This window comes from Staphylococcus sp. FSL W8-0271 (assembly GCF_038006605.1).
Classification (GTDB): Bacteria; Bacillota; Bacilli; order Staphylococcales; family Staphylococcaceae; genus Staphylococcus; species Staphylococcus cohnii.
The window spans coordinates 980,678-1,004,489 of record NZ_JBBOVM010000001.1 but is presented as its reverse complement, the minus strand read 5'-3'; the positions used below and the strand labels follow the sequence as shown (position 1 = coordinate 1,004,489).

General features: G+C 32.1%; 23 protein-coding genes, 2 tRNA genes and 1 rRNA gene. 7 read left to right on the top strand and 19 right to left on the bottom strand.

Annotated features, from left to right (window positions below; genetic code table 11):
- Positions 1 to 191 precede the first annotated feature (191 nt).
- The 6 genes from NST87_RS04895 to bcp form a co-directional block, all read right to left on the bottom strand.
- A tRNA-Ala gene (locus NST87_RS04895) sits at positions 192 to 267 on the bottom strand.
- 21 nt (positions 268 to 288) lie between these two features.
- Positions 289 to 365 (bottom strand) — tRNA-Ile (locus tag NST87_RS04890).
- Between the two features lie 101 nt (positions 366 to 466).
- Positions 467 to 2,019 (bottom strand): 16S ribosomal RNA (locus NST87_RS04885).
- A gap of 622 nt (positions 2,020 to 2,641) precedes the next feature.
- On the bottom strand, positions 2,642 to 3,103 hold the full coding sequence (gene perR / locus NST87_RS04880) for a peroxide-responsive transcriptional repressor PerR (protein WP_019469639.1): 462 nt from the start codon (positions 3,101 to 3,103) through the stop codon (positions 2,642 to 2,644).
- 94 nt (positions 3,104 to 3,197) lie between these two features.
- Positions 3,198 to 4,148 carry an NAD(P)-dependent oxidoreductase gene (locus tag NST87_RS04875; protein WP_040029813.1) on the bottom strand — a complete coding sequence of 317 codons (951 nt, stop codon included), beginning with the start codon at positions 4,146 to 4,148 and terminating at the stop codon, positions 3,198 to 3,200.
- Positions 4,149 to 4,154: 6 nt separating this feature from the next.
- Entirely contained in the window at positions 4,155 to 4,610 is a 456-nt protein-coding gene (gene bcp, locus NST87_RS04870; RefSeq protein WP_040029812.1) for a thioredoxin-dependent thiol peroxidase, read from the bottom strand.
- Positions 4,611 to 4,691: 81 nt separating this feature from the next.
- Here bcp and NST87_RS04865 point away from each other — a divergent pair, with 81 nt between their 5' ends.
- Both NST87_RS04865 and NST87_RS04860 read left to right on the top strand, forming a co-directional pair.
- Positions 4,692 to 5,981, top strand: coding sequence for a glutamate-1-semialdehyde 2,1-aminomutase (locus NST87_RS04865; protein ID WP_019469636.1), 1,290 nt, complete (start codon positions 4,692 to 4,694; stop codon positions 5,979 to 5,981).
- 75 nt (positions 5,982 to 6,056) lie between these two features.
- The gene (locus NST87_RS04860; RefSeq protein WP_019469635.1) at positions 6,057 to 7,151 is read left to right on the top strand and encodes an FUSC family protein; all 1,095 of its coding nucleotides are present in this window, start codon (positions 6,057 to 6,059) and stop codon (positions 7,149 to 7,151) included.
- Between the two features lie 131 nt (positions 7,152 to 7,282).
- Here the strand turns inward: NST87_RS04860 and NST87_RS04855 are convergent, their stop codons facing one another.
- The 3 genes from NST87_RS04855 to mutY all read right to left on the bottom strand — a co-directional run bounded on the left by NST87_RS04855 (position 7,283) and on the right by mutY (position 10,871).
- On the bottom strand, positions 7,283 to 9,019 hold the full coding sequence (locus NST87_RS04855) for an ABC transporter ATP-binding protein (RefSeq protein WP_019469634.1): 1,737 nt from the start codon (positions 9,017 to 9,019) through the stop codon (positions 7,283 to 7,285).
- Between the two features lie 196 nt (positions 9,020 to 9,215).
- Complete coding sequence (ntdP, locus tag NST87_RS04850) at positions 9,216 to 9,758, bottom strand: nucleoside tri-diphosphate phosphatase (protein WP_019469633.1); 543 nt, start codon at positions 9,756 to 9,758, stop codon at positions 9,216 to 9,218.
- A gap of 66 nt (positions 9,759 to 9,824) precedes the next feature.
- Positions 9,825 to 10,871 carry an A/G-specific adenine glycosylase gene (gene mutY / locus NST87_RS04845; RefSeq protein ID WP_019469632.1) on the bottom strand — a complete coding sequence of 349 codons (1,047 nt, stop codon included), beginning with the start codon at positions 10,869 to 10,871 and terminating at the stop codon, positions 9,825 to 9,827.
- Positions 10,872 to 10,994: 123 nt separating this feature from the next.
- Here mutY and NST87_RS04840 point away from each other — a divergent pair, with 123 nt between their 5' ends.
- On the top strand, positions 10,995 to 11,972 hold the full coding sequence (locus NST87_RS04840; protein ID WP_019469631.1) for a metal-dependent hydrolase: 978 nt from the start codon (positions 10,995 to 10,997) through the stop codon (positions 11,970 to 11,972).
- Positions 11,973 to 12,063: 91 nt separating this feature from the next.
- On the opposite strand, the gene NST87_RS04835 is transcribed toward NST87_RS04840, so the two are convergent.
- The 7 genes from NST87_RS04835 to NST87_RS04805 all read right to left on the bottom strand — a co-directional run bounded on the left by NST87_RS04835 (position 12,064) and on the right by NST87_RS04805 (position 17,876).
- Entirely contained in the window at positions 12,064 to 12,924 is an 861-nt protein-coding gene (locus tag NST87_RS04835; protein ID WP_340721368.1) for a sugar ABC transporter permease, read from the bottom strand.
- A 9-nt stretch (positions 12,925 to 12,933) separates the two neighbouring features.
- A complete protein-coding gene (locus NST87_RS04830) occupies positions 12,934 to 14,466 on the bottom strand; it encodes an ATP-binding cassette domain-containing protein (RefSeq protein WP_040029811.1) in 1,533 nt (510 codons plus the stop codon).
- A gap of 15 nt (positions 14,467 to 14,481) precedes the next feature.
- The gene (locus NST87_RS04825) at positions 14,482 to 14,796 is read right to left on the bottom strand and encodes a YfhH family protein (protein ID WP_019469628.1); all 315 of its coding nucleotides are present in this window, start codon (positions 14,794 to 14,796) and stop codon (positions 14,482 to 14,484) included.
- Positions 14,774 to 15,592 carry a recombination regulator RecX gene (gene recX, locus NST87_RS04820; protein WP_019469627.1) on the bottom strand — a complete coding sequence of 273 codons (819 nt, stop codon included), beginning with the start codon at positions 15,590 to 15,592 and terminating at the stop codon, positions 14,774 to 14,776. The genes NST87_RS04825 and recX overlap by 23 nt, the downstream gene beginning before the upstream one ends.
- A 356-nt stretch (positions 15,593 to 15,948) precedes the next feature.
- Positions 15,949 to 16,761 carry a monofunctional peptidoglycan glycosyltransferase SgtB gene (gene sgtB, locus NST87_RS04815; protein WP_019469626.1) on the bottom strand — a complete coding sequence of 271 codons (813 nt, stop codon included), beginning with the start codon at positions 16,759 to 16,761 and terminating at the stop codon, positions 15,949 to 15,951.
- A 336-nt stretch (positions 16,762 to 17,097) separates the two neighbouring features.
- Positions 17,098 to 17,616 carry a type 1 glutamine amidotransferase domain-containing protein gene (locus NST87_RS04810; RefSeq protein WP_019469625.1) on the bottom strand — a complete coding sequence of 173 codons (519 nt, stop codon included), beginning with the start codon at positions 17,614 to 17,616 and terminating at the stop codon, positions 17,098 to 17,100.
- Between the two features lie 89 nt (positions 17,617 to 17,705).
- Entirely contained in the window at positions 17,706 to 17,876 is a 171-nt protein-coding gene (locus tag NST87_RS04805) for an SE1561 family protein (protein ID WP_019469624.1), read from the bottom strand.
- A 176-nt stretch (positions 17,877 to 18,052) separates the two neighbouring features.
- On the opposite strand from NST87_RS04805, the gene yfkAB reads away from it, so the two are divergent.
- Complete coding sequence (gene yfkAB / locus NST87_RS04800; protein ID WP_019469623.1) at positions 18,053 to 19,213, top strand: radical SAM/CxCxxxxC motif protein YfkAB; 1,161 nt, start codon at positions 18,053 to 18,055, stop codon at positions 19,211 to 19,213.
- 120 nt (positions 19,214 to 19,333) lie between these two features.
- Here the strand turns inward: yfkAB and NST87_RS04795 are convergent, their stop codons facing one another.
- From NST87_RS04795 to NST87_RS04785, 3 genes are all read right to left on the bottom strand, one after another.
- Positions 19,334 to 19,855 (bottom strand): acyl-CoA thioesterase, encoded by a 522-nt coding sequence (locus tag NST87_RS04795; RefSeq protein WP_019469622.1) that lies wholly within the window; start codon positions 19,853 to 19,855, stop codon positions 19,334 to 19,336.
- A 158-nt stretch (positions 19,856 to 20,013) separates the two neighbouring features.
- The gene (locus tag NST87_RS04790) at positions 20,014 to 21,252 is read right to left on the bottom strand and encodes an aminopeptidase (RefSeq protein ID WP_019469621.1); all 1,239 of its coding nucleotides are present in this window, start codon (positions 21,250 to 21,252) and stop codon (positions 20,014 to 20,016) included.
- Between the two features lie 14 nt (positions 21,253 to 21,266).
- On the bottom strand, positions 21,267 to 21,470 hold the full coding sequence (locus NST87_RS04785; RefSeq protein ID WP_019469620.1) for a DUF1128 family protein: 204 nt from the start codon (positions 21,468 to 21,470) through the stop codon (positions 21,267 to 21,269).
- 132 nt (positions 21,471 to 21,602) lie between these two features.
- Between NST87_RS04785 and NST87_RS04780 the strand changes: the two genes are divergently transcribed.
- The 3 genes from NST87_RS04780 (at position 21,603) to NST87_RS04770 (ending at position 23,751) form a co-directional block, all read left to right on the top strand.
- Positions 21,603 to 22,067 (top strand): low molecular weight protein-tyrosine-phosphatase, encoded by a 465-nt coding sequence (locus tag NST87_RS04780; RefSeq protein WP_019469619.1) that lies wholly within the window; start codon positions 21,603 to 21,605, stop codon positions 22,065 to 22,067.
- Positions 22,068 to 22,074: 7 nt separating this feature from the next.
- Positions 22,075 to 22,359, top strand: a complete 285-nt coding sequence (locus NST87_RS04775; RefSeq protein ID WP_019469618.1) for a YtxH domain-containing protein — start codon at positions 22,075 to 22,077, stop codon at positions 22,357 to 22,359.
- 312 nt (positions 22,360 to 22,671) lie between these two features.
- Positions 22,672 to 23,751, top strand: coding sequence for a YihY/virulence factor BrkB family protein (locus NST87_RS04770; RefSeq protein WP_019469617.1), 1,080 nt, complete (start codon positions 22,672 to 22,674; stop codon positions 23,749 to 23,751).
- The last annotated feature ends 61 nt before the right edge of the window (positions 23,752 to 23,812 follow it).

Here is a 23,812-nt window from a genome sequence, read left to right as displayed (position 1 = left end):
TTTGCTTTCAACTCGACAACCGTCGGTTGAAAACCCAAAATGTTATTAATCTGTGAGTGTTCTTTCGAACACTAGCGATTATTTCTTTTTGAATTCAAGCTTATTTAAAACTCTTATTCACTCGGTTTTGCTTGGTAAAATCATAAATTTTACTTACTTATCTAGTTTTCAATGTACAATTATAATTTCTATGGTGGAGACTAGCGGGATCGAACCGCTGACCTCCTGCGTGCAAAGCAGGCGCTCTCCCAGCTGAGCTAAGCCCCCAAAATCGATATTAAACTCTAATGGTGGGCCTAAGTGGACTCGAACCACCGACCTCACGCTTATCAGGCGTGCGCTCTAACCAGCTGAGCTATAGGCCCCTTCGATTAAGAATACTCAAATGAGCATTCAAAACTGAATACAATATGTCAATGTTATTCCTTTTCATCTTCTAAAGAAGATGTTCCGAATATATCCTTAGAAAGGAGGTGATCCAGCCGCACCTTCCGATACGGCTACCTTGTTACGACTTCACCCCAATCATTTGTCCCACCTTCGACGGCTAGCTCCATAAATGGTTACTCCACCGGCTTCGGGTGTTACAAACTCTCGTGGTGTGACGGGCGGTGTGTACAAGACCCGGGAACGTATTCACCGTAGCATGCTGATCTACGATTACTAGCGATTCCAGCTTCATGTAGTCGAGTTGCAGACTACAATCCGAACTGAGAACAACTTTATGGGATTTGCATGACCTCGCGGTTTAGCTGCCCTTTGTATTGTCCATTGTAGCACGTGTGTAGCCCAAATCATAAGGGGCATGATGATTTGACGTCATCCCCACCTTCCTCCGGTTTGTCACCGGCAGTCAACTTAGAGTGCCCAACTAAATGCTGGCAACTAAGTTTAAGGGTTGCGCTCGTTGCGGGACTTAACCCAACATCTCACGACACGAGCTGACGACAACCATGCACCACCTGTCACTTTGTCCCCCGAAGGGGAAGGCTCTATCTCTAGAGTTGTCAAAGGATGTCAAGATTTGGTAAGGTTCTTCGCGTTGCTTCGAATTAAACCACATGCTCCACCGCTTGTGCGGGTCCCCGTCAATTCCTTTGAGTTTCAACCTTGCGGTCGTACTCCCCAGGCGGAGTGCTTAATGCGTTAGCTGCAGCACTAAGGGGCGGAAACCCCCTAACACTTAGCACTCATCGTTTACGGCGTGGACTACCAGGGTATCTAATCCTGTTTGATCCCCACGCTTTCGCACATCAGCGTCAGTTACAGACCAGAAAGTCGCCTTCGCCACTGGTGTTCCTCCATATCTCTGCGCATTTCACCGCTACACATGGAATTCCACTTTCCTCTTCTGCACTCAAGTTTCCCAGTTTCCAATGACCCTCCACGGTTGAGCCGTGGGCTTTCACATCAGACTTAAGAAACCGCCTACGCGCGCTTTACGCCCAATAATTCCGGATAACGCTTGCCACCTACGTATTACCGCGGCTGCTGGCACGTAGTTAGCCGTGGCTTTCTGATTAGGTACCGTCAAGACGTGCATAGTTACTTACACATTTGTTCTTCCCTAATAACAGAGTTTTACGATCCGAAGACCTTCATCACTCACGCGGCGTTGCTCCGTCAGGCTTTCGCCCATTGCGGAAGATTCCCTACTGCTGCCTCCCGTAGGAGTCTGGACCGTGTCTCAGTTCCAGTGTGGCCGATCACCCTCTCAGGTCGGCTACGTATCGTTGCCTTGGTAAGCCGTTACCTTACCAACTAGCTAATACGGCGCGGGTCCATCTATAAGTGATAGCAAAACCATCTTTCACTTTAGAACCATGCGGTTCTAAATGTTATCCGGCATTAGCCCCGGTTTCCCGGAGTTATTCCAGTCTTATAGGTAGGTTACCCACGTGTTACTCACCCGTCCGCCGCTAACGTCAAAGGAGCAAGCTCCTTATCTGTTCGCTCGACTTGCATGTATTAGGCACGCCGCCAGCGTTCATCCTGAGCCAGGATCAAACTCTCCATAAAAATATGATGTTTGATTAGCTCATAAAATACTAATTTGTGTTATCAATAACACATTGTTTTGATTCAACATTTAATGTTGAAATCGGAATTAACGTTGACATATTGCAATTCAGTTTTCAATGTTCATTGATGTGTTACAAGAATTAATTGTAACATTAAGTTTTTGTTAAGTCAATAATAAATTTTCTTTATTATTATTAAGTTTGTTTCGTTTGTTAACTCAACATTTAATATTGTATAACCATTCAATAATTTTAACAAGTGTCAAATTTACACTTTATAATATTTTTGTTTGGTTTTTTTAAGTCATCTCGTTTTGACGACTTTTATATAATATCAAGATAAATCTCACACGTCAATTCAATTCCAATAACTTTTTAGTTAAATTTTACCTTTGTAATAACTAATTATTTTTTATATGTATTAATATTATGAAATCCTATAATTATGTTTGTATTTTATGTCTATTCCTTCAATAACACTGTCTATAATTATCTTCTTATGCATTTTTACTTTTATTAATCTATATTTATCTCTTAGTAATTCAAAGTGCCGCATTTATAATCATTTTATAAAATGCGGCACTTTGAATCTTAATAACTTTTATAATTATTCAATTGTATTACTGCTGTAATTTCTCTTTATCTTTACATTCTTTACATAGACCATAAATTTCCATACGATGATGCGTTACATCAAAATTTGTTACGTGTTGAGCTAATTGTTCAACTTCATCTAGTTGTGGATAATGAAAATCTACAATCTTTCCACAATTTTCACATATAACATGGTAATGATTATGTGTATTAAAATCGAAGCGACTTGAAGCATCTCCATAAGGCAATTCTTTAACGATGCCAATTCCTTTAAATACACGTAAATTATTATATATCGTTGCAACACTTATATTTGGAAAATCGGGTGAAAGTGCTTGATAAATCTCATCAGCAGTGGGATGTGTTTCAGAGACAATTAAAAACTTCAATATCGCCTGTCTTTGTGGTGTTATTCTTATACCGTTATCTCTTAAAGACGCAATAGAATCTTCTAATTGATGTTCAACTGTTTCCATCTCTGCACTCATGTCCCTCACCATCTTTCTATTTAATAATTATTATTACTTAATATTAATATAACTGTTGCATCATTGAATTGTCAATAAACAAAGACCATTTCAATCAATATCCTGTTTTGGGATCTACTTCATTCTCAATTAAAGTATCCTTATTGAGAAAATGGTTAAGATTGCGTTTAAATATCTCAGTTACTTCTTGTTTATTTTCTACACCATTACCTGTGATATGTGCTGTAATTGTAATGTTACTTATGTCATATAATTGATTGCTTGGTTTAAGTGGCTCATTTTCAAACACATCTAAATATGACTGTCGTATGACGTTTTCTCTCATAACATTTGCTATTACATTTTCCTCAACAATTGTTCCTCTTCCTACATTAATAAATAAAGCAGAGTCTTTCATCTTTTCAAAATGATCTTTTTGAAGTAAATGTATCGTTTGTTGCGTTTCAGGTAACGTATTTACAACAATATCTGCTTCTTCCAATGCTTTTGATAAATGATTAATAGTATACGTTTTTGAGAAGCCTTCTACTGGGTGACCAGTTGTATTAACACCATGTACAATCATGTCCATCGCGTTCGCAATAGTTGCCGTTTTTTGAGCTATGCTCCCTGTTCCTAAAAATAAAAGCTTTTCACCGCTCACTCTTTTACCAGTTAACTTTGAGTCATAATTTTTATTTGTTTGATTAATAAATGAAACCTTCATTTTCTTATAGTCATCTAATATAAAAGCCATAATAAATTCAGACATTTGTTTTGCATGAACGCCACGACCATTCGTCAACAATATATTGTGGTTATTAATATATTCCAAAGGAAGATTATTGACACCAGTAGCATACCAAGCCAGCCATTTTAAATTCGGACATTCCTTCAAAAAGTCTTCATCTAATTGACCATCATACCCAAACAGTATATCTAAATCTTTTTTATCATGATCATTAATTTCAGAAACACCATGTGTAAATATAAAATTGACGTTTGGAAAAGCTTCAACTAAATCATTTTCCAACTTTCCCATTTTTTTCAAACTAACTGCTTTCATATTTAATCACTCCAGTATTGCTTTTAATTCGTCCATTTGTGATTTTACTTTCACTTTTTCTATGACATCGATTATAATGCCATCTTCATCTATAATGAACGTAGTTCTTACGATTCCCATAGTTTCTTTTCCAAAATTTTTCTTTAATTGGTATACGCCCACTTCTGTGGATAATTGATAATCTTCATCGGCCAATAAGTCAAAATTTAAATTATGCTTATTACTAAAGTTTTGATGTTTTTTCTTTGTATCTCCACTAATTCCATAAACTTTTGTTTTAAGTTCATTAAAATATGATAAATTGTCTCTAAAATCACAGGCTTCTGTTGTGCATGTTGGCGTGTTATCTCTTGGATAAAAATAAAGCACTGCTTTATATCCTTTTAATGTGTCATTAGAAATAATATCGCCATTTTGGTTTTCAAGTTTAAATTCTGGAAATTGATCTCCTTTTTTCAACAAATAACTCACCCTATTTCTTTTTACTAATAATTATATGATACGATAATAAACGAAAATATTAAATAAAAGAGGTTGATATTAATGAAATTTACAGAAAGTGAAAGACTTCAAGATTACTCAAATGAATATATATTGGGAGGCGTCAACTCACCCTCTCGTTCGTATAAAGCTGTAGGTGGTGGCGCTCCAGTAATGATGAAATCAGGTCAAGGTCCTTATTTATTTGATGTAGATGGAAATAAATATATCGATTATTTACAAGCTTATGGTCCAATAATTACTGGTCATGCTCATCCTCATATAACTAAAGCGATTCAAGAACAAGCTGCACTTGGCGTATTATATGGAACGCCAACAGAACTTGAAATAAATTTCGCTAAGAAATTACGTAGCGCTATCCCTTCTTTAGAAAAAATTCGCTTCGTTAATTCTGGAACAGAAGCTGTAATGACAACCATACGAGTGGCACGTGCGTATACTAAAAGAAATAAGATAATTAAATTTTCTGGCCAATATCACGGTCACTCAGATTTAGTATTAGTTGCAGCTGGGAGTGGTCCATCTCAATTAGGATCACCTGACTCAGCCGGAGTTCCTCAAAGTGTAGCTCAAGAAGTCATCACGGTACCTTACAATGATATAGAGTCTTATAAAGAAGCAATTGATTATTGGGGAGATGATATTGCAGCAGTATTAGTCGAACCTATCGTTGGTAATTTTGGTATGGTCAAACCTAAACCTGGGTTTTTAGAACAAGTAAATGAAATTACACATAATAATGGAAGTTTAGTAATTTATGATGAGGTTATTACTGCATTTCGTTTCCATTTTGGCGGAGCTCAAGATTTATATCAAGTTTATCCAGATTTAACAGCTTTCGGTAAAATAGTAGGTGGCGGTCTACCTATTGGTGGTTATGGTGGCAAACAAGACATTATGGAACAAGTTGCTCCTCTAGGCCCTGCATATCAAGCTGGAACGATGGCTGGTAATCCATTATCTATGAAAGCAGGCATCGCATTATTAGAAGTATTAGAACAAGATGGTATCTACGAACATTTAGATAGCCTAGGTCAACAATTAGAAGATGGTTTGAATAAATTAATTCAAAAACATAATATAACTGCTACAGTCAATAGAGTTTATGGTGCATTAACACTTTATTTTACAAATGAAATTGTCACACATTATGATCAAGTTGAAAATTCAGATGGTGATGCTTTCGCACAATTCTTTAAACTCATGTTACATCAAGGCATTAATCTTGCTCCTTCAAAATTTGAAGCTTGGTTTTTAACAACTGAACATACTAAAGATGATATTGATAAAACATTAGATGCTGTAGATTACGCTTTTAGTCAAATGAAATAAACTTGAATTTTATAGGGAATCGTTGTATAACAAGTATAAACATAATTTTATTAAATATACGAAGGAGCGGTACATTTGAAATTAGGAGCACGCATTCTGAAGACAGGTATAGCTATTATACTTGCTTTGTTTATCGCTTCTCTGTTCCCTGATGAAGCAGGATTAAAAGCAATCGCTGCTGTCAGTGCGGTAATCGCGATGCAACCAAGTGTTTTTCGTTCCATTAAAACAATTTCTGAAAGAGCAATTGGTAACCTGATCGGTGCAATACTCGCAGTAGTTATGGTTACTGTTTTTGGTAATAATCCAGTAATCATGGGGGTTACTGTTATATTATTAATTGCTATTTTATTCCGTTTTAAATTGGAACATGTAGCTACACTTGCAAGTATAACTGCATTAATTATTATGGGAACACATACTGGTAACTTTTATATTTCTGCATTTTACAGATTTGTCCTTGTTATGGTAGGTGTAATTAGTTCTTCTGCAGTTAATCTTTTATTCTTACCCCCTAAATTCGAGTCTAAAATTTATTATAATTCATTAAACATTTGTTCAGATATCTTTGTATGGTTCAAACTTGTGTTAAATGATACATCTGAATATCATCATATAAAAGAAGATAGAGGGCTAATCAGCAAACGAATTTCGAAATTAGAGCAAATATTTGAATACTATGAGGAAGAACGACCTTGGACGAAAAAACAAATTTATGCACAAAATAGAAAAAAAATTCTATTTAAACAAGTCGTGCGTAGTACACGGCAAGCATACGATGTTTTAAAACGAATGAATCGTTATCAAAACGATCTTCATAATTTAAATAATGAGTTGTTACTTCAAATAAAATTAGAAATAGATTTGCTCATTGCTTATCACGAACAAATTTTCATCAGCATTTCAAAAAAAGCACGATATGATATAAGTCATTTTGATAGTCAGATTGAAAATCCACAAAAAAAGGATTTAATGGATGCTTTCCAACGAGAAATCATTAAAGATCCATACCAAACAACATATTCATTTACAAATATAATGCAGATTATTTCAGCTATTGAAGAATATCGTTATACTATAGAACATTTGGATCGCTTAGTTATCAGTTTCTTCTCATATCACTCTAATGATAATGAAATTGAAATTGAAGAAGAAGATTTTGATTTATAAATCCTCAAAATTTGAACTAAAAAGACCAGAGACAATATAAAATGTCTCTGGTCTTTTATCTCTTTTATTCAATTTAAAATTATGCTTACACTTTCACTGCGCTTAAACAATCAAAATTTAGCAAATCACTTTTATAGATTTTGAATACTATATAGATGTTCATAAGCACCTTTTTTCGCTAGTAATTCTTGATGTGTTCCACTTTCTACTACCTCACCATTTTCTATAACAACAATTTTATCTGCATGAGTAATTGTAGATAGTCTATGTGCCACAATTAATGTTGTACGATCTTTACTTAAAATATTTAATGCATCTTGAATTATAGATTCACTTTCTAAATCTAATGCACTTGTTGCTTCATCTAGTATAATTATCGGTGGATTATTTAAGAAGATTCGCGCAATAGATATGCGTTGCTTCTGACCTCCAGAAAGTTTGACGCCTCTTTCACCCACTTCTGTATCATATCCATCTGTTAATTCCATAATGAAATCATGTGCGTTCGCCATTTTTGCAGCTGCAATGACTTCTTCGTCTGTTGCATCAGGTCTACCTAATAAAATATTTTCTTTAATTGTATCTGAGAATAGTACGTTATCTTGTTGGACTAATCCGATTTGATGTCTGAGACTGCCTGTTAAGTAGGATTTTATATTGGTACCATCAATTTTGATTTCGCCATCTGTAACATCATAAAATCTCGGTATAAGATTGATAAGTGTCGATTTTCCTCCACCACTCATACCGACAAATGCTACCGTTTCTCCTTGTTCGATATCCAAATTAATATGGTTTAATATCGTAGATTCATCTGCATTATATTTAAAACTCACATTATTTATTTCAATACGTCCTTCTTTAATTTCTAATGGTAAGGCACCTTTTTTATTTTTAATATCATAACCTTCATCCATTAGCTGGAAGACACGGTCCATTGATGCAAAACTTTGCGTTAACGTAGTAAATGAAGAAACCAATCTACGTAATGGACCAAATAATTGTTCAAGATAACCCACAAATGCAGCGAGTGTACCTACTGTAATGGAACCGTTGATAGCTAATACTGCACCAGAACCAATTACAATTAAAGGTCCTAAATCAGTCACTGTATTAATTGCAGAAAATGAATAAGCATTCCATCTTGTATGTGTAAATGCACGTTGTAAGAAATTACTATTATGTTTATCAAAGTTAACTGCTTCGTTATCTTCTATTGCAAAACTTTTGATGACTGACATGCCCTGTACACGTTCATGTAAAAAACCTTGGACTTCAGCCAAAGCTTGTGATCTTTTTCGTGTTAAATTTCTTAAACGTCCAAAGAAGAAATAGACAGTCAGAATATACACTGGAAATACAATAATTGCAGCCAGTGTTAATTTTACATCTAATACAAACATAATTGATAAGGCAATAATGATTGTTATGCAATCAAGCCAAATATTCATAAGTCCTGTTAAAATGAAATCTTTTGTCTGTTCAACATCATTAATTACTCTTGAAATAACTTGCCCAGCTTGGTTATTAGCATAAAATCTTGCACTTAGTGCTTGTAAATGATTATATAGACGCTTACGAATATCATATAATATTTTATTACTTGTCCACTGAGCTAAATATTGTCTTAAAAATTCTATAGGTGGTCTTACGATTACAAAAATAAATAAGGCTATTCCTAGCGCAATTCCTAATCTAGTAAATTTTTCTTCTACCGAAATTGCACCATTATTGATAATGTCATCAATAACGTATTTAATTAATAACGGAATAAGCATTGGAATACCAAATTTTAAGATACCTACAAGAATTGTGGCAATGATTCGCCATTTATATGGTTTTACGAATTGTATATATCTGCGAATCATACAAACTATACCTCCTTGCTTATTTCAGCAAATGAAACAGCCTTCGCTGAAATTCAACGAGGCTGTTAAACAATTATCTACAATCAGATGATTTAGTTAAGCATTTGCTATGATTTTTTTATTCTATACAATTAACTTGTATCATATATACCTACATAACTATATCGAATATAACTATCAAATACATTAAATATGCTTAATAATCTCTAATCTTTTTGAATCTTTCACGCCAAACTTTAATAAAGTCTGGTGCAAATGGCCCTTTTTTCTGCTCAATCCATTGTTGAAGAATATCTACATTTCTTCGTAAAATCACATCAATATCAGATGAATAATTCATTTGGCGCATATGTTGCTCATATTCGTCCTCATCTAATAAATGATATTTACCATTGGGATAAACTTTAATATCTAAATCGTAATCTATATATTTTAGAGCTTCCTCATCACATACAAATGGTGAAGATAAATTACAATAATAATAAACACCATCTTCTCTAAACATACAAATAACATTAAACCAATATTCGGAATGGAAGTATACAATTGCAGGTTCTCTTGTAATCCATGTGCGATTATCACTTTCTGTTACCAATGTATGGTCATTACCACCAATGACAACATGATCCGTACCTTTTAAAATAGTTGTTTCAGACCAAACACGGTGTATGTTTCCATCGTGTTTATAACTTTGAATTTTTATCGTCTGACCCTCTTTAGGTATGGACTCTTTAACCATGCTCCACACCACCTTTTCTGATTTCACATATTGAATTATAACATAATTAGCGATGACAGAACGACCTTAAATATTTGTTAGCAAAAAATTATATATTTTTGACATACTTACTGGGAAATTATATTCATCTTTATCATTAACGCGCATCCACACCATGTTGTCAGTTAATGTAATTTCTTGTTGTCTAACGTAACTTTGAGATAAATATACATCAATATCCCAAGTTAAATGTGTGAATTGATGTTTTAATGAATAAACAGGTTTACTTTGAAATTCAATTTCTGTAGATAACTCCGTATTAATATTTTCATTACTTTCCGCTTCATACATAGGAAATTCCCACATATTATTCAAAAGTTTTTGGGTTCTTTTTTCAATTAATAAATCGCCTTTTTCGTTACACACGATATATACATTTTGTTTGATATGTTTTTTCTTCACTTTCGTAGTTTTTACAGGTAACTCATCTACTGTTCCTTGTTTAAAAGCTTCACAATGTTCTTGGACAGGACAAAACATACATAACGCGTTTTTAGGTGTACAAATTAATGCACCTAGTTCCATCATAGCTTGATTGAAAGTACCTGAATCCTCTTGGACATAAACTTCCAATTCCTTTTCAAATGCTTTTCTTGTGGTTTGTAATTTGGTATCACGATGATCATTGTTTAATCTTGACCAAACTCTAAAAACGTTACCATCTACTGTTGCTAATGGAAGATTGAAAGCAATACTCATGACTGCTGCTTGTGTATATGGACCCACACCTTTAAGTTCTTTAAAGCGCTCAGGGTCATCGGGAACTTCACCATTATAATTAATTGCTACATCTTTTATCGCAGTATGGAAGTTACGTGCACGGCTATAATAACCAAGCCCTTCCCAATATTTAAGCACTTCATCTTCATGTGCATTACTTAAATCAGTAATTGTTGGAAACCTATTTACAAATTTATGATAATAATCAATAACCGTCTTCACTTGGGTTTGTTGTAACATTACTTCACTCAACCAAATATAGTATGGATTTTTAGTTTCTCTCCAAGGCATTTGTCTTTGATTTTTCTCAAACCATTTTACGAGATTATTTTTAAATTGCGATTCATTATACATGTTATACATCTCTTTCTCTATGTGATTCTAAAACTTTTTTTCTTCATTTTAGTATGTTAATTTTATTATTTAGTATATTAGATTATAATAGAAATAATATTGAAATGAAATGAGAGGATACTTATGGATACAGGTACGCATATTGTCATGGGTATTGGATTAACCGCTTTGGCAACACAAGATCCTGCAATGACTGGCTCATTTGCAGCAACAGCAACGACTCTAATCATTGGTTCACTGATACCAGATGGTGATACAGTTTTAAAACTTAAAGATAATGCTACTTATATATCAAATCATAGAGGTATAACACATTCAATACCTTTTACGATTTTGTGGCCATTACTTATAACTTTATTTATTTTTACATTTTTCAAAAATATTGATGCTAGCCATATATGGTTATGGGCTCAGCTTGCAGTTTTTCTTCATGTCTTTGTAGATATATTTAATTCTTATGGAACTCAGGCGCTCAGACCCATCACAAATAAATGGATTCAACTAAGTGTAATCAATACTTTTGATCCAATCATATTCACTCTGTGGTGTGTTGGCATTATACTTTGGGTATTAGGCTTACATCCTTACATTTCATTCTTCCCTATTTTTGCTATTCTTGTTGTTTATTATATTATTCGTTTTAGAATGCAAGCCATCATTAAACAACAAGCACTTAAACAGATAAAGCAAGAACATAATCCTGTTAAAGTTTTTGTTGCACCTACCATGCGATTTATGGAATGGCGCGTAGCTATTCAAACAGAAAAGTACGATTATGTTGGACGAAGTTATGGTAGAAACATCGTTTTTAGTGATAAATCAGAACGTCATTCTTTCCCTAGTAATGATTTAATGCAGTTTGTTGAAGATGATAAAAATATCAAAACTTTCCTTAACTTCTCATCTATTTATCGTTGGGAAGCTAGAAAATTAGATGATGATACGACAGAAATTAGATTGATTGATTTACGCTATCTCAAAAACGGACACTATTCATTTGTAGCAATCGCACATTTAGATGAGTTTATGAATATTGATCATTCTTATATTGGTTGGGTGTTTAGCGAAGATAAACTACAAAGAAAATTATTTGCTAAGTGATATTTTATTGATATTAACAAAGGCTGAGACACAATCATGTGTCTCAGCCTTTAATATGATATTGAAGATACATAATTAAAATATAAAATCATTATTTATGATTTGTGTTTGTATCTTGAGCAGTTACGTTTTCATTATGGTTTATCTTGTTTTTTAATTTAGTATCAGTCGATTTTTCTACTGTGTCATTTCCAAATCTAAATTTTTGATACGCAGTCATTCTATACATCGCAAATATAACTGCACATAATGTAGCCATTACAAATATAAAATAAAAATGGTACGGTATATTATTTAAACTTAATGCACCTAAAACAACGGACTGTGAAATTCCCTCTATAAGATAAAACAACGGATTTAACATTAAAATATGTGAAAATACAGTTGAATTACTGGACGGGATAAATACAATCGGTACGATAAAGAACATGATTACTGATAATATATAAAATATGATATTTACATTATTTTTGGTAATAGTCAGTAAACCAAATACCGTAGAAATTGTTACAACAAATATAATTGACATAACGACAAAATATATTGTTGATGGAATAGAACTTTCTATGTTAACTGGTGTCATTATGATAATCATCATTAATGCAATAAACATCAATAAACTAGTAATAATAGCTATCATAATAGTTTGAAAAATGGGATTTAAATTAAAAACTTTTGCAGTAAAATACTCTTTTTTAAACAATTGGTAACTTTGATAAATAGCTATCCAAATAAATGAAAAACTTATTAATGCTGCTAACCTAAAATAGCCTCGTGCTTGTTTTATTTCTTCTGTACCATTCACATTAAATATAAACATTAACAAACATAATAATAGGATGCTACTAATAAATGGTATAACAAACCATTTCCATTGTCCCTTTAACCGATGATACAAATGTTTACTTAAAAATGGTGCATTCTTATAAAAAATAATTAGATTATCTATCATTTATATCACCTACAATTCAATATATATCCATTTATCATTTTTAAAATCTGCCATGAAATAACCATTACCTGATTTAGTAATCCAAAAGTTATTATCAATATTAAATTTATCTTTTAACTTCGTTTTATCTTTCATCGGAATTGTAAATCCAGAGAGTTTATTTTGATCATTAAATATCATAGCAATCGGTTGTTGAACGATAGGAACAATAAAACGATCATTTTTTCCTTCTTCTGGAACTAGCGAATCAGTCACAGTACCATGTTTTTTATGTAAGTGACTATTAAAAAATTCGTAATAATTACTATAATTTTTACTCATAAATGGCGCGAGTGCATCACCACTATGTTCTTCGAATAAACCAGCTGGATCAAAATAACGTATATCTTTTTTACCAACTTTATAAGACTGATTATCGACACTAACGCGATAACTCTTAGTATTTTCACCTGTTATTGTAAGCAAAGCATATTTGCTTGGACTTAAAACTTTATCATTCTTAAAATTATCTAATTTGACTGAATCATCTAATACAATTCCGTATGATAGCTTATCTTCATAGGGATTTTTTGGTTGATTCTGAATAGAAGCCTGGTCCTCGTTTTGTCCAATTTCAATTTTTCCAATATCATTAAACATTAGTAACGCTGTTAAAAGCACCCCTAAGATACAAATAGTAATAAATGTCCAGAACCTGACTAATACAATCGGTGGTTTGACGTGATTATACCTTTCGATACGTTTGAAATTATATGTTAATTCTGGCGTACGTGCTCTGCTCTTTTTCCAATCCAAATCAAAGTTTTGCTTTTCTTCTTTACTTTTTAAAGATGCTCTATCTTTCTCATGTTCATTAAAGACAGGAATGACTTGGTTAATAGAACCTTCCATTCTAAGTTGACCATGCGAAATCCATGCTATATAATTACTTGCTTTACTAACTCTTTCGACATTGTCATCTATCATAACAACGGTTAAATTATTATTTATGTATTCATCTGATAGTTCAATTGCTTTTTCAAAATATTCGTCTGTTAAATTTTGCAGTATTTTATTAAAAATGATAATACTGGCTTTAGATGTTCTGGCAAGAGAAAAAAGTATACGCGCATAAGCTTCATCTGATAATTCACATATGGATGTATCACTTTGTTCTTCGACATGTGCATACTTTAAAACTTGTTCAACCTTATGTGTATTTACTTTGTATGGGAAAAGCGTAACTGCATTTGATATGTAATCTTTAACTGATATATTTTGTGAATATTTATCGTCTATATCTGCATAAAACAAATCTGCTTTACGCACAATTCTACCCTTGTCAGGTTTGATTTCACCACTTAATATCCGACCTACAAGAGATTTTGAAGACTCAGGTTCACCGATAATTCCAAGTGATTCACCTTGATAGATATGTAGGTTTATATTATTTAACTCTATGTTATCTGCATCATAACCAAAAGGTTGATACCACTTTTTTGATTTTTTATTTCTATAGTAATGTGTTACATTAAGTAACTTTAAAATAATTGAACTACCCATGCTATCTTCATCCTTCTACAGTTTTAATAGTGCTAAGGGTAAACCTTCTTCTGGCTCTGAACTATTGATTCTGAATCCCCACGCAAATATTCCTTTAAGTCGCTCTACTTTAAAATAACTTCCAGTACCATCATTTAATTTATATATTTTTCCAAGTTCTACTTTGTTTCTATCTACTAAATAACTTTCCGCTATGATTGCTTTACTTGCATATACGTCATACTCATTATAAATACCATTCATTTCTGCTTTGCGCATTTGTTCTTTATATCCTTGAATTTCATGACGTAATTCTATTTCGCTCATTTCACTCAATTTCTTCCGTTCCATCTTCAATACCACTCTCTTCTAGTTTAGCTTTTATTTTATCATATTGATAACCTTTTCTCATAAGTGTTTCAATTGTTTTATTGACCAATTTTTTACCTGTAAATTTTTTTGAAGTTTTAGTATACGCTTTTTCTAAATCATCTTGTAATAACATATCTAATGTTTCTTCTGATTGTGAAAAATCTAATTCTTCCATAACAATATTAATCGTTTCAAATGTATAACCTTTTTGTATTAAAGATTGTTTTAGCTTTTCTTTACGCTTTATTTGTGGTCCTTTTTTTTGTTTCAATATTTTATTTGCTAATTTTATGATCTTATCTAAAGATTGCTCATCATCATATAAAAGCGCATATTCATCAATGATATTTTGTTCTATACCAGCTTCACGTAATTTTTGTTTGAAAATTTCAGGACCTTTATCTGTAGTTAAAATCATCGTATTTTTTAAACTATTAGCATAATCTTTATGATCTATTAAGTTTTGTTTGTGGCAATAATCTAATACATTTGCAATTACACTTTCTGAAATATCTTTTTTTGCTAGATGTTGTGATACTTCGTGTTCAGTTCTTTTTCTGTATGATAAATATTGAATCGCTATATTAATTGCTTGTCTATATTGCTCATAATTTTGAATTTTTTCCATATCTGATGCTTCAACAATTTGTCCCTTTTTAAGGTTAAAATATACAAAAGTATCAATATCAATACCCATCTCAAATTCATCATCTAAATATAAATTAAAACGGTCTTTATTATTTTTTTGAACTTCTATTTTTGTGATTTTCGGCATTATCTTCACTCCACTTATAAGAATAACTTATATTGATTATGAATGGAATTATAGTGATTTTTATTTGCAAACTACAACTTCACTATGATTATGTACAAATTATAACATGGTTTGCAGTATAATCCTTTCATGAAATAGCATACATAATCTGCATATATCGGTATATTTTATAGTGTTTTACATACTTAAAAATTTTCTTAACTTCAATTGCAGTTAACATATATTGTATCTTTTAAAATTTTAAATGATATTAAAAACTCCCTCCAAGTAATCATTTTCACATGACTTCTTGGAAAGGAGTTTGTCATTGGCGACTTATTTTATACAGCTATTAATCATTAATGATATTACTATAATCATACACCTAATTCTAATAACGCATTTTTGTATTGTTCATCTGTAATAAATTCTTGTTGTTTCATTTTTTCTAAATCAATTTTCACTCGATTAATAAAATTATCGGACATATCATCTATATTATAAACACTAGGTGCATTAATTTTACTTGCTAAAATCGCACTTTGTAAAACTGAAATTTGTGGTAACTCCTGATTATTTTTATCTGTCGTCACCCCGAAGTAATAATTTGCAGCTGATTCTACTGAGTAATTATCACTACCGTAATAAATGTTATTCATATAAAAACTGAGTATTTCATCTTTACTATATGATTTCTCAACACGATGAGCTACAAATAATTCCTTAACTTTACGCGTGATTGATTGTTCGTTATCATAAAAATAATTTTTTACTACCTGCTGTGTGATTGTACTTCCACCTTGTACACTTTTATCACTTAATGTTGAAAATAATGCTCGTGATGTTCCCTTTATATCAAATCCATGATGCTTATAATAACGCTCATCTTCCATAGCTATAAATGCACCTTTAGTATAATCTGGCATATTTGACACAGATACAAACGAATCTTTATTTTCTATTTTTTTTAATTCATCAACATCTGCACGAGTACTGAAAGCATACATTATAGCAATAAATATACCTAAAACAATTATAATTGGAACAAGTAGTTTAAAGAAAAGCCCTTTTCCTTTTTTATGTTTTTGTGATTTTGTTACTGGCTGAAAATAAGTATTATATTGAGGTTCGTTTACAGTATCGGTTTGAGATTTTTTAGTTGTTTGCTTATAACGATCGCTTCTTTTCATGCGGTAGCTCCTTTATATTGCTCTCATATCATTATAAGTGAGTTTATCAATTGTTGGAATTTTTATCTATAGTAAATCATAAAAATCAGTCCAAGGGTGTATATGTATCTCCTATCAAGGCATTATAATAAGCGATTTAACCCAATCTATTTAAACATATATATGATAATATCATCGATTTCCAAATCTCACTTTCAATTTAAAAATTTCTATAATAAACAAAAAGAAGTTGCCTATATTTTATAATGAACCACTTTTGTATCATAAAAGTAAATTCATCAAAAATAAAGACAACCTCTTAAAAAAATATCAATGATTCAATTAGCGTTTAATTCCTTAAGCGTTTAATTGATCTACAATTGCTTTATTAAAGTCATCTAAATCATCAGGTGTACGACTAGTTACAATATTATTATCAACGACTACTGATTCATCAACTACTTGTGCACCTGCATTCGCTAAATCTTTACGAACATTTAATACTGCAGTTAATGTTCTACCTGATAAGTCATCTGTATCTATTAAAATTTGTGGTCCATGGCAAATTGCAAACGTTGGAACATCATTTTTGGTAAAGTATTTAGCAAATGTACCGTATCTGCCTTCAGAATCACCACGTAGATGATCAGGTGAGAAACCACCTGGAATTAATAATCCATCATAATCTTCTGGTTTTGCATCAGCAATACTTACATCCACAGAAACTTTTTCACCATGTTTTCCAACAACTTCACTATTGGCTTCATCTCCAATAACAACAGTTTCGTGTCCTGCTTCTTCAATTGCTTCTTTAGGACTTGTTAATTCTACATCTTCAAATTCATTCGTTACAATAATTGCTACTTTTTTAGCCATGAATTATCACCTTTCCATATTTATGTTATATACTCTGTATAGACGAAACCGAAGTTTTTTAAACATAAAAACTTTTAATACTCCGAAATTTAATCTGATGATTTCGAAACTGATTTAACTTTTTCTTCTAATTGATCTAATAAGCCAATCCATTCGTCTATGTCTTCTACTTTAACTTCATTAGGGTTTACATGATCAATATCATTCATAAATTTTTCTAATCTCTTTTTTATTTGATCTATTGTTTGATTGTCATCCATTGTATTAGTAACTCCTTTTTTTCAGATATTATTATACTAACATGGATTTGACAAATTTTGCCAAAGTCTTAATAATTATAAACTGAAATAATTTAACTAAATTAGAATAATTTCTATATGTTTAACCATTTCATATATTTAAACCTAAACCAAGCTTTAATAAAAGGATGTTTTAAATGACCTATCAAAAATCTTTATTATCTAGTATTAAAAAACCTATATCTATATTTAATGATCCATGGGAAACCTATAATGATATTCAAGAGCATAATGCATTAACTTTAAGTAATATTGAATTCACCACGACGAATCTCTGTAATATGCGTTGCAGTCATTGCGCTGTAGGATACACACTTCAAACTGCGGACCCTTCCCCTTTGCCAATGGACTTAATTTATCGCCGTTTGGATGAAATTCCAAATTTAAAAACGATGTCAATCACTGGTGGAGAACCTATGTTTTCAAAAAAATCCATTAAAAATGTTGTGAAACCACTATTGAAGTACGCATATGATCGCGAAATTTATGTTCAAATGAATTCAAATTTAACGTTACCTATCGACAGATATTTAGATATCGCTGAATATATTGATGTAATGCATATTTCACATAATTGGGGAACAATAGATGAATTTACAGAAGTTGGATTTGGAGCAATGGAAAAACAACCACCACTGAAAGCGAAATTACGACTTTATGATCAAATGTTATCAAACGCTCGAACACTTTCTGAACAAGGTATGTTCATTTCTGCTGAAACAATGTTAAACAAAAGTACAAGGCCCTATTTGAATAAAATACATAATGAAATTGTTAATGATATGAAATGTCAAAGACATGAAATTCATCCGATGTATCCTTCTGACTTTGCTAGTCAATTAGAGGTACTATCATTAACTGAAATAAAAGAAGCAATTCATCATTTACTAGATATTCGACACCCAGATATATGGATGCTTTTTGGCACATTGCCTATTTATCCATGTATAACCAACGAAGATGATCAAGCATTGTTGCACAGATTAAGAAATTCCAAAAATATTACGATGCGAAATGACCCAGATGGTAGAAATAGGTTGAATGTGAATGTGTTTTCTGGAAACATTATAGTGACTGATTTTGGTGATGAGAATGGCACTTTATCAAATATTAAAAATGATAAACTCACGGATGTTTTTGATGCATGGTTAAAGACCCCTTTAGCACAATCACTTAACTGCCATTGTCCTAAATTCAATTGCTTAGGCCCAAATGTTCTAGTAAAAAATATGTATTATCCTGATACAAATTTCAAACAAAATGAAATAGATATGCATCGACTTTATCCTATGCAATAATCATATCTATTGAGCTTAAATATTCAATTAACAGGGAATGTCTATTTTTCAAATATGATGAATATCCATAATCAAAACAAGGATTTCAATCACCATATTCGAAATAGACATTCCTTAACTTTATTCTATATGTTGCACACTGGCTAAAAACTCAATTGTTTCTTTACTTTCTTGTCTTCTTTCTTTACGGCGTTTAACTCTCGCTAATGCTGTTTCGTGAAACCAATTTTCAGTTTTTGTTTCTGGATAGACTTGTGGTACATGTGTTGGCTTGCCTTCATTATCCAGGGCAACAAATGTCAAAAAGCTTAGTGCAGCTAGGTGCCTTTCATCTTTCAAGACATCCTCAATTATAATTTGTACGCATACTTCCATTGATGATGTACCTGCATATGACACCATTGCTTCATATGACACTATATCGCCGGTTTTGATTGGCTTTAAAAAATCAACAGAATCTGTAGATGCTGTAACAACTTGTGTGTTACTGTGCTTCATTGCTGTAATAGCTGCTATTTCATCAATGTTAGCCATCAACATTCCGCCAAACATCGTATGATGATGATTAGTATCTTGTGGAAATACTTGTCTTGCTTTAACACTTCTAGATTCAGACATCGATTTCATTTTTGTAGTTCCCATAATATCTTCCTTCCCTTTTTTAAACTTAACCTAATATAAATTAGGAGTGGGACAGACATCTAATTTTGTTAAAAAGATTTCGTCGTCCCACCCCCGATAATGATGACTATAGATGAAATAAGTATCTCATAATCAAATTTTTCTTCATTTTCAAATAGTTAGTTTGCCCAATTACCATTTTCAAAAATCAGTTCTTGTTCACCACTTGTAGTGATACCATAAATCGTTAAATCGGAACTACCAATCATAAAGTCTACATGAATCAATGAATCATTTAATCCATGTGCTAATTTTTCTTCAGTAGTCATTGTTGTACCACCCTCAATATTAAAACCATAAGCTGAACCTAATGCAATATGACATGAGGCATTTTCATCAAATAATGTGTTATAAAATATTGTGTTACGATTTGAAATTGGTGAATCATCTGGTACTAAAGCAACCTCACCTAAATGTTTGGCACCTTCGTCTGTATTTAATAAATCACGTAGCACTTCTTCACCTTGTTCAGCTTTAAAATCTACTACCTCACCATCTTTAAACGTAAGTGTAAAACCATCAATAATATTACCATTATGGCTTAATGGTAATTTATTGGTCACATAACCGTTCACTTTCAAACGATGCGGTGCTGTGAATACTTCTTCTGTTGGGATATTAGCAACAAATGCTTGACCATCCTCTGTATAACTTGTTGCATCTTCCCAAATATGACCTTCTGGAAGACCAATTTCCAAATCAGTTCCTTCAGAGATATAATGTAATGACGCATAGTTTTTACGTTGCAGTTTATCTGCATGTTTACTTAAATTAGCAATATGCTTTTCCCAATTTGCGACTGGATCGTTTCCATCTACACGTACTATATCTAGCACTTCATCAATAAATTTTTCATATGCTTCTTCTACAGTTAATTCTGGATATACACGTGCTGCCCAAGCTTTAGACGGAAATGCTGCTACACACCAAGGAAATTGATTTTTTTGACTTGCTTCCATATAACCTTTATATGCTGTAGCGTATTGCCTTTGGAAAGTGGCTAATTTATCACTATCTATACCATTTAATAGATCTGGATCCTGAGTAATTAGTGCGAGATTAGCTGCACCACGGTTAACATAATCCATACGTTTAGCAACTTCATAAGCTTTAATTTCATTATTTTCAAAGTGGTCAACTGTTTCATTTTCAAATTTAAGTCGTGCCAAACGATCATCACTATACTCTACTTTCACATCTGAAGCGCCTCTTTTATATGCTGCTTCAACTATGTAATGCGTTAATTCTAAAGCATCTACGCTTGAACGGATAAACACTGGTTGTCCTTCTTGTACGTTCATGCCAATGCCAGCTAATAATTCAGCGTACTGTTTCATTTTATGTTGTAATTGCCCCATATTTAAACTCTCCCTTATTTACGAATTTGTCCAAGTGCGTCTGCAATTGCCGAAGCTTCACTTGGCGTAAATGAGGCTTTGGACGTTACATAATCATATACCTCTTTTACTTCTTGTGCATCAGCAGATTTATATTTTTCGGGATTGATTAAACTTTGATTTACTAGATTTAAACGACCTCGAATTTCTTCAATCATTTCTTCGTTACTTTTAGTCACTACTCTCACCTCTTTTTAGTTTATTTTATCAAATTTGCTAACCTTGTAAAACTTTTATCATAATTCCTCTTTAGAAATGATTAATAAACCATTAAAATGGGAAATAGAATTATATAATTTGGAGGTCAATATATGATTACAGTTGCTTTTGTTTGTCTTGGAAATATTTGTCGCTCGCCTATGGCAGAAGCTATAATGCGACAAAGGTTAAAAGATAGAAGTATCGATGGTATAGAAGTCACTTCAAGAGGTACAGGTAAATGGAATCTTGGACAATCACCTCATGAAGGGACACAAAAAATATTATCTGAACACAATATTCCATTTAATGGTATGATTAGTGAACTATTTGAATCTAACGACGACTTTGATTATATTATTGCTATGGATCAAAGTAACGTTGATGATATTCAAAGTATTAATCCAAATATTAAAGGAAAATTATTTAAATTGTTAGAATTCAGTGATATGACTGAAACTGATGTACCAGATCCTTATTATACAAATAATTTCGAAGGCGTGTATAAAATGGTACAATCATCTTGTGATAATTTAATTGATTTCATTATTAAAGATGCTAATTTAAGAGAGGGGTAACAACATCATGCAAAACAAATTAATTCCAGGTATATTATTAGGTGCTGTAATAGGAGGCGCAGCAACACTTGCTGACAAATCTACACGCCAATCATTAAAACAATCAATTAAAGATATTAAAGAAGGTAATCGTTCACAAAAACCTTCAGCAATTTCTAATATAAAAGATGAAGTCTCTTATTGGAAAGATGCAATAGAAGAAATCAGACGTAATAATCCAGAGTTAGAGCGTTCCTTAAAAGATGCAAAAGACACATTTGTTGAACGCAAAAATAATCGTTTAAAAAATTAAATAAATAATATCGTGACTAGTGAACATAATAAAATGTTTGGTCGCTTCATAATGATTGTTTGAAGTGAAGGGTCATAGATGACTTACGCATAATATAACATAGTCATCCAATCGGGGGTGGGAATTGGAAATCTACTTTATAAGTTTTGATTTCTTTCCTAACCCCCTTTATTTTTGATTTGTTATTTTGGTATTTTATTTTTCAAAAGTTACTTTATTTTAAAAGAATATAGCAACACATATTTACCTTTAATGCATTTTACAGTATATTAAACTGTATACGTAAAATATCAATACATAAGGAGATTTGATATGTCTAAAAATGAAAAAACATCTTCTAATTTTCTAAATGAAACTAAAGAAATGGAAGATCAAAAGAACAAAAAAGATAAGAACGAACAAATTGAACGTGATCGTATATACATAACACCAAATGAATTTAAATCGAAATCACCAAAAAAAGACAATCAAGAATTTTTTGTATCACGTATCAATAAGCCTGCAAAATATACTAAAGATTCAAATTTTTTCTCTTATTTAGTATATAGAATAGGAAAAGACGATGCATCAGGATTATCAGCACAACTATCCTATTATTTTATGTTATCTCTATTTCCTATGTTACTTTTCTTGTTATCAATTGTGCCGTACCTCGGTATTAAACAAAGTTCGATTAGAAGCATGATTAAGGAACATGTGCCACAAGATTACGCACCACAAGTATCATCTATTATTGGCGATATTATGGGTAATGCAAGTGGCGGTATTTTATCTGTAGGGTTAATCTTAGCGTTATGGTCTGCTTCTAATGGTATGACCGCTTTGATGAATTCTTTTAATGTGGCTTATGACGTAGAAGATAGCAGAAATTTTATTGTTTCTAAACTATTAAGTGTAGTATTTACACTGGCATTAATTATCGTCTTACCACTAGCAATTGTATTGCCTACATTTGGTGAACAAATCGGGTCATTGCTATTTGGACCTTTAGGCTTAGGCGATCAAGTTAAATGGATTTTCAACTTAGTTAGATTTGCGCTACCTGTTATTGTAGTACTCATAGCATTTATAGTACTTTATACGTTAGCACCAAATGTTAAAATTAAAATGCTTTCTGTTATACCAGGAGCTATTTTTGCAACTATCGTATTTTTAGGCGGCTCTTATTTATTTGGTATTTACATTTCAAACTTTGCTAACTATTCTAAAACATATGGTAGTATCGCCGGTATTATTATATTAATGTTATGGCTTTATATTACTGGTTTTATCATCATTATTGGTGCTGAAATCAATGCAATTATGCATCAAAGAAAAGTAGTTGCAGGTAAAACACCAGAAGAAATTACAATTGATCAAATTGAAGAAGAAAAGAATAACAGCGTAGATTAAACGACAGAATCTTTCTCCGATTATAAATTTAAAAAAGCTAAAACCTAGGCACACAGTATTG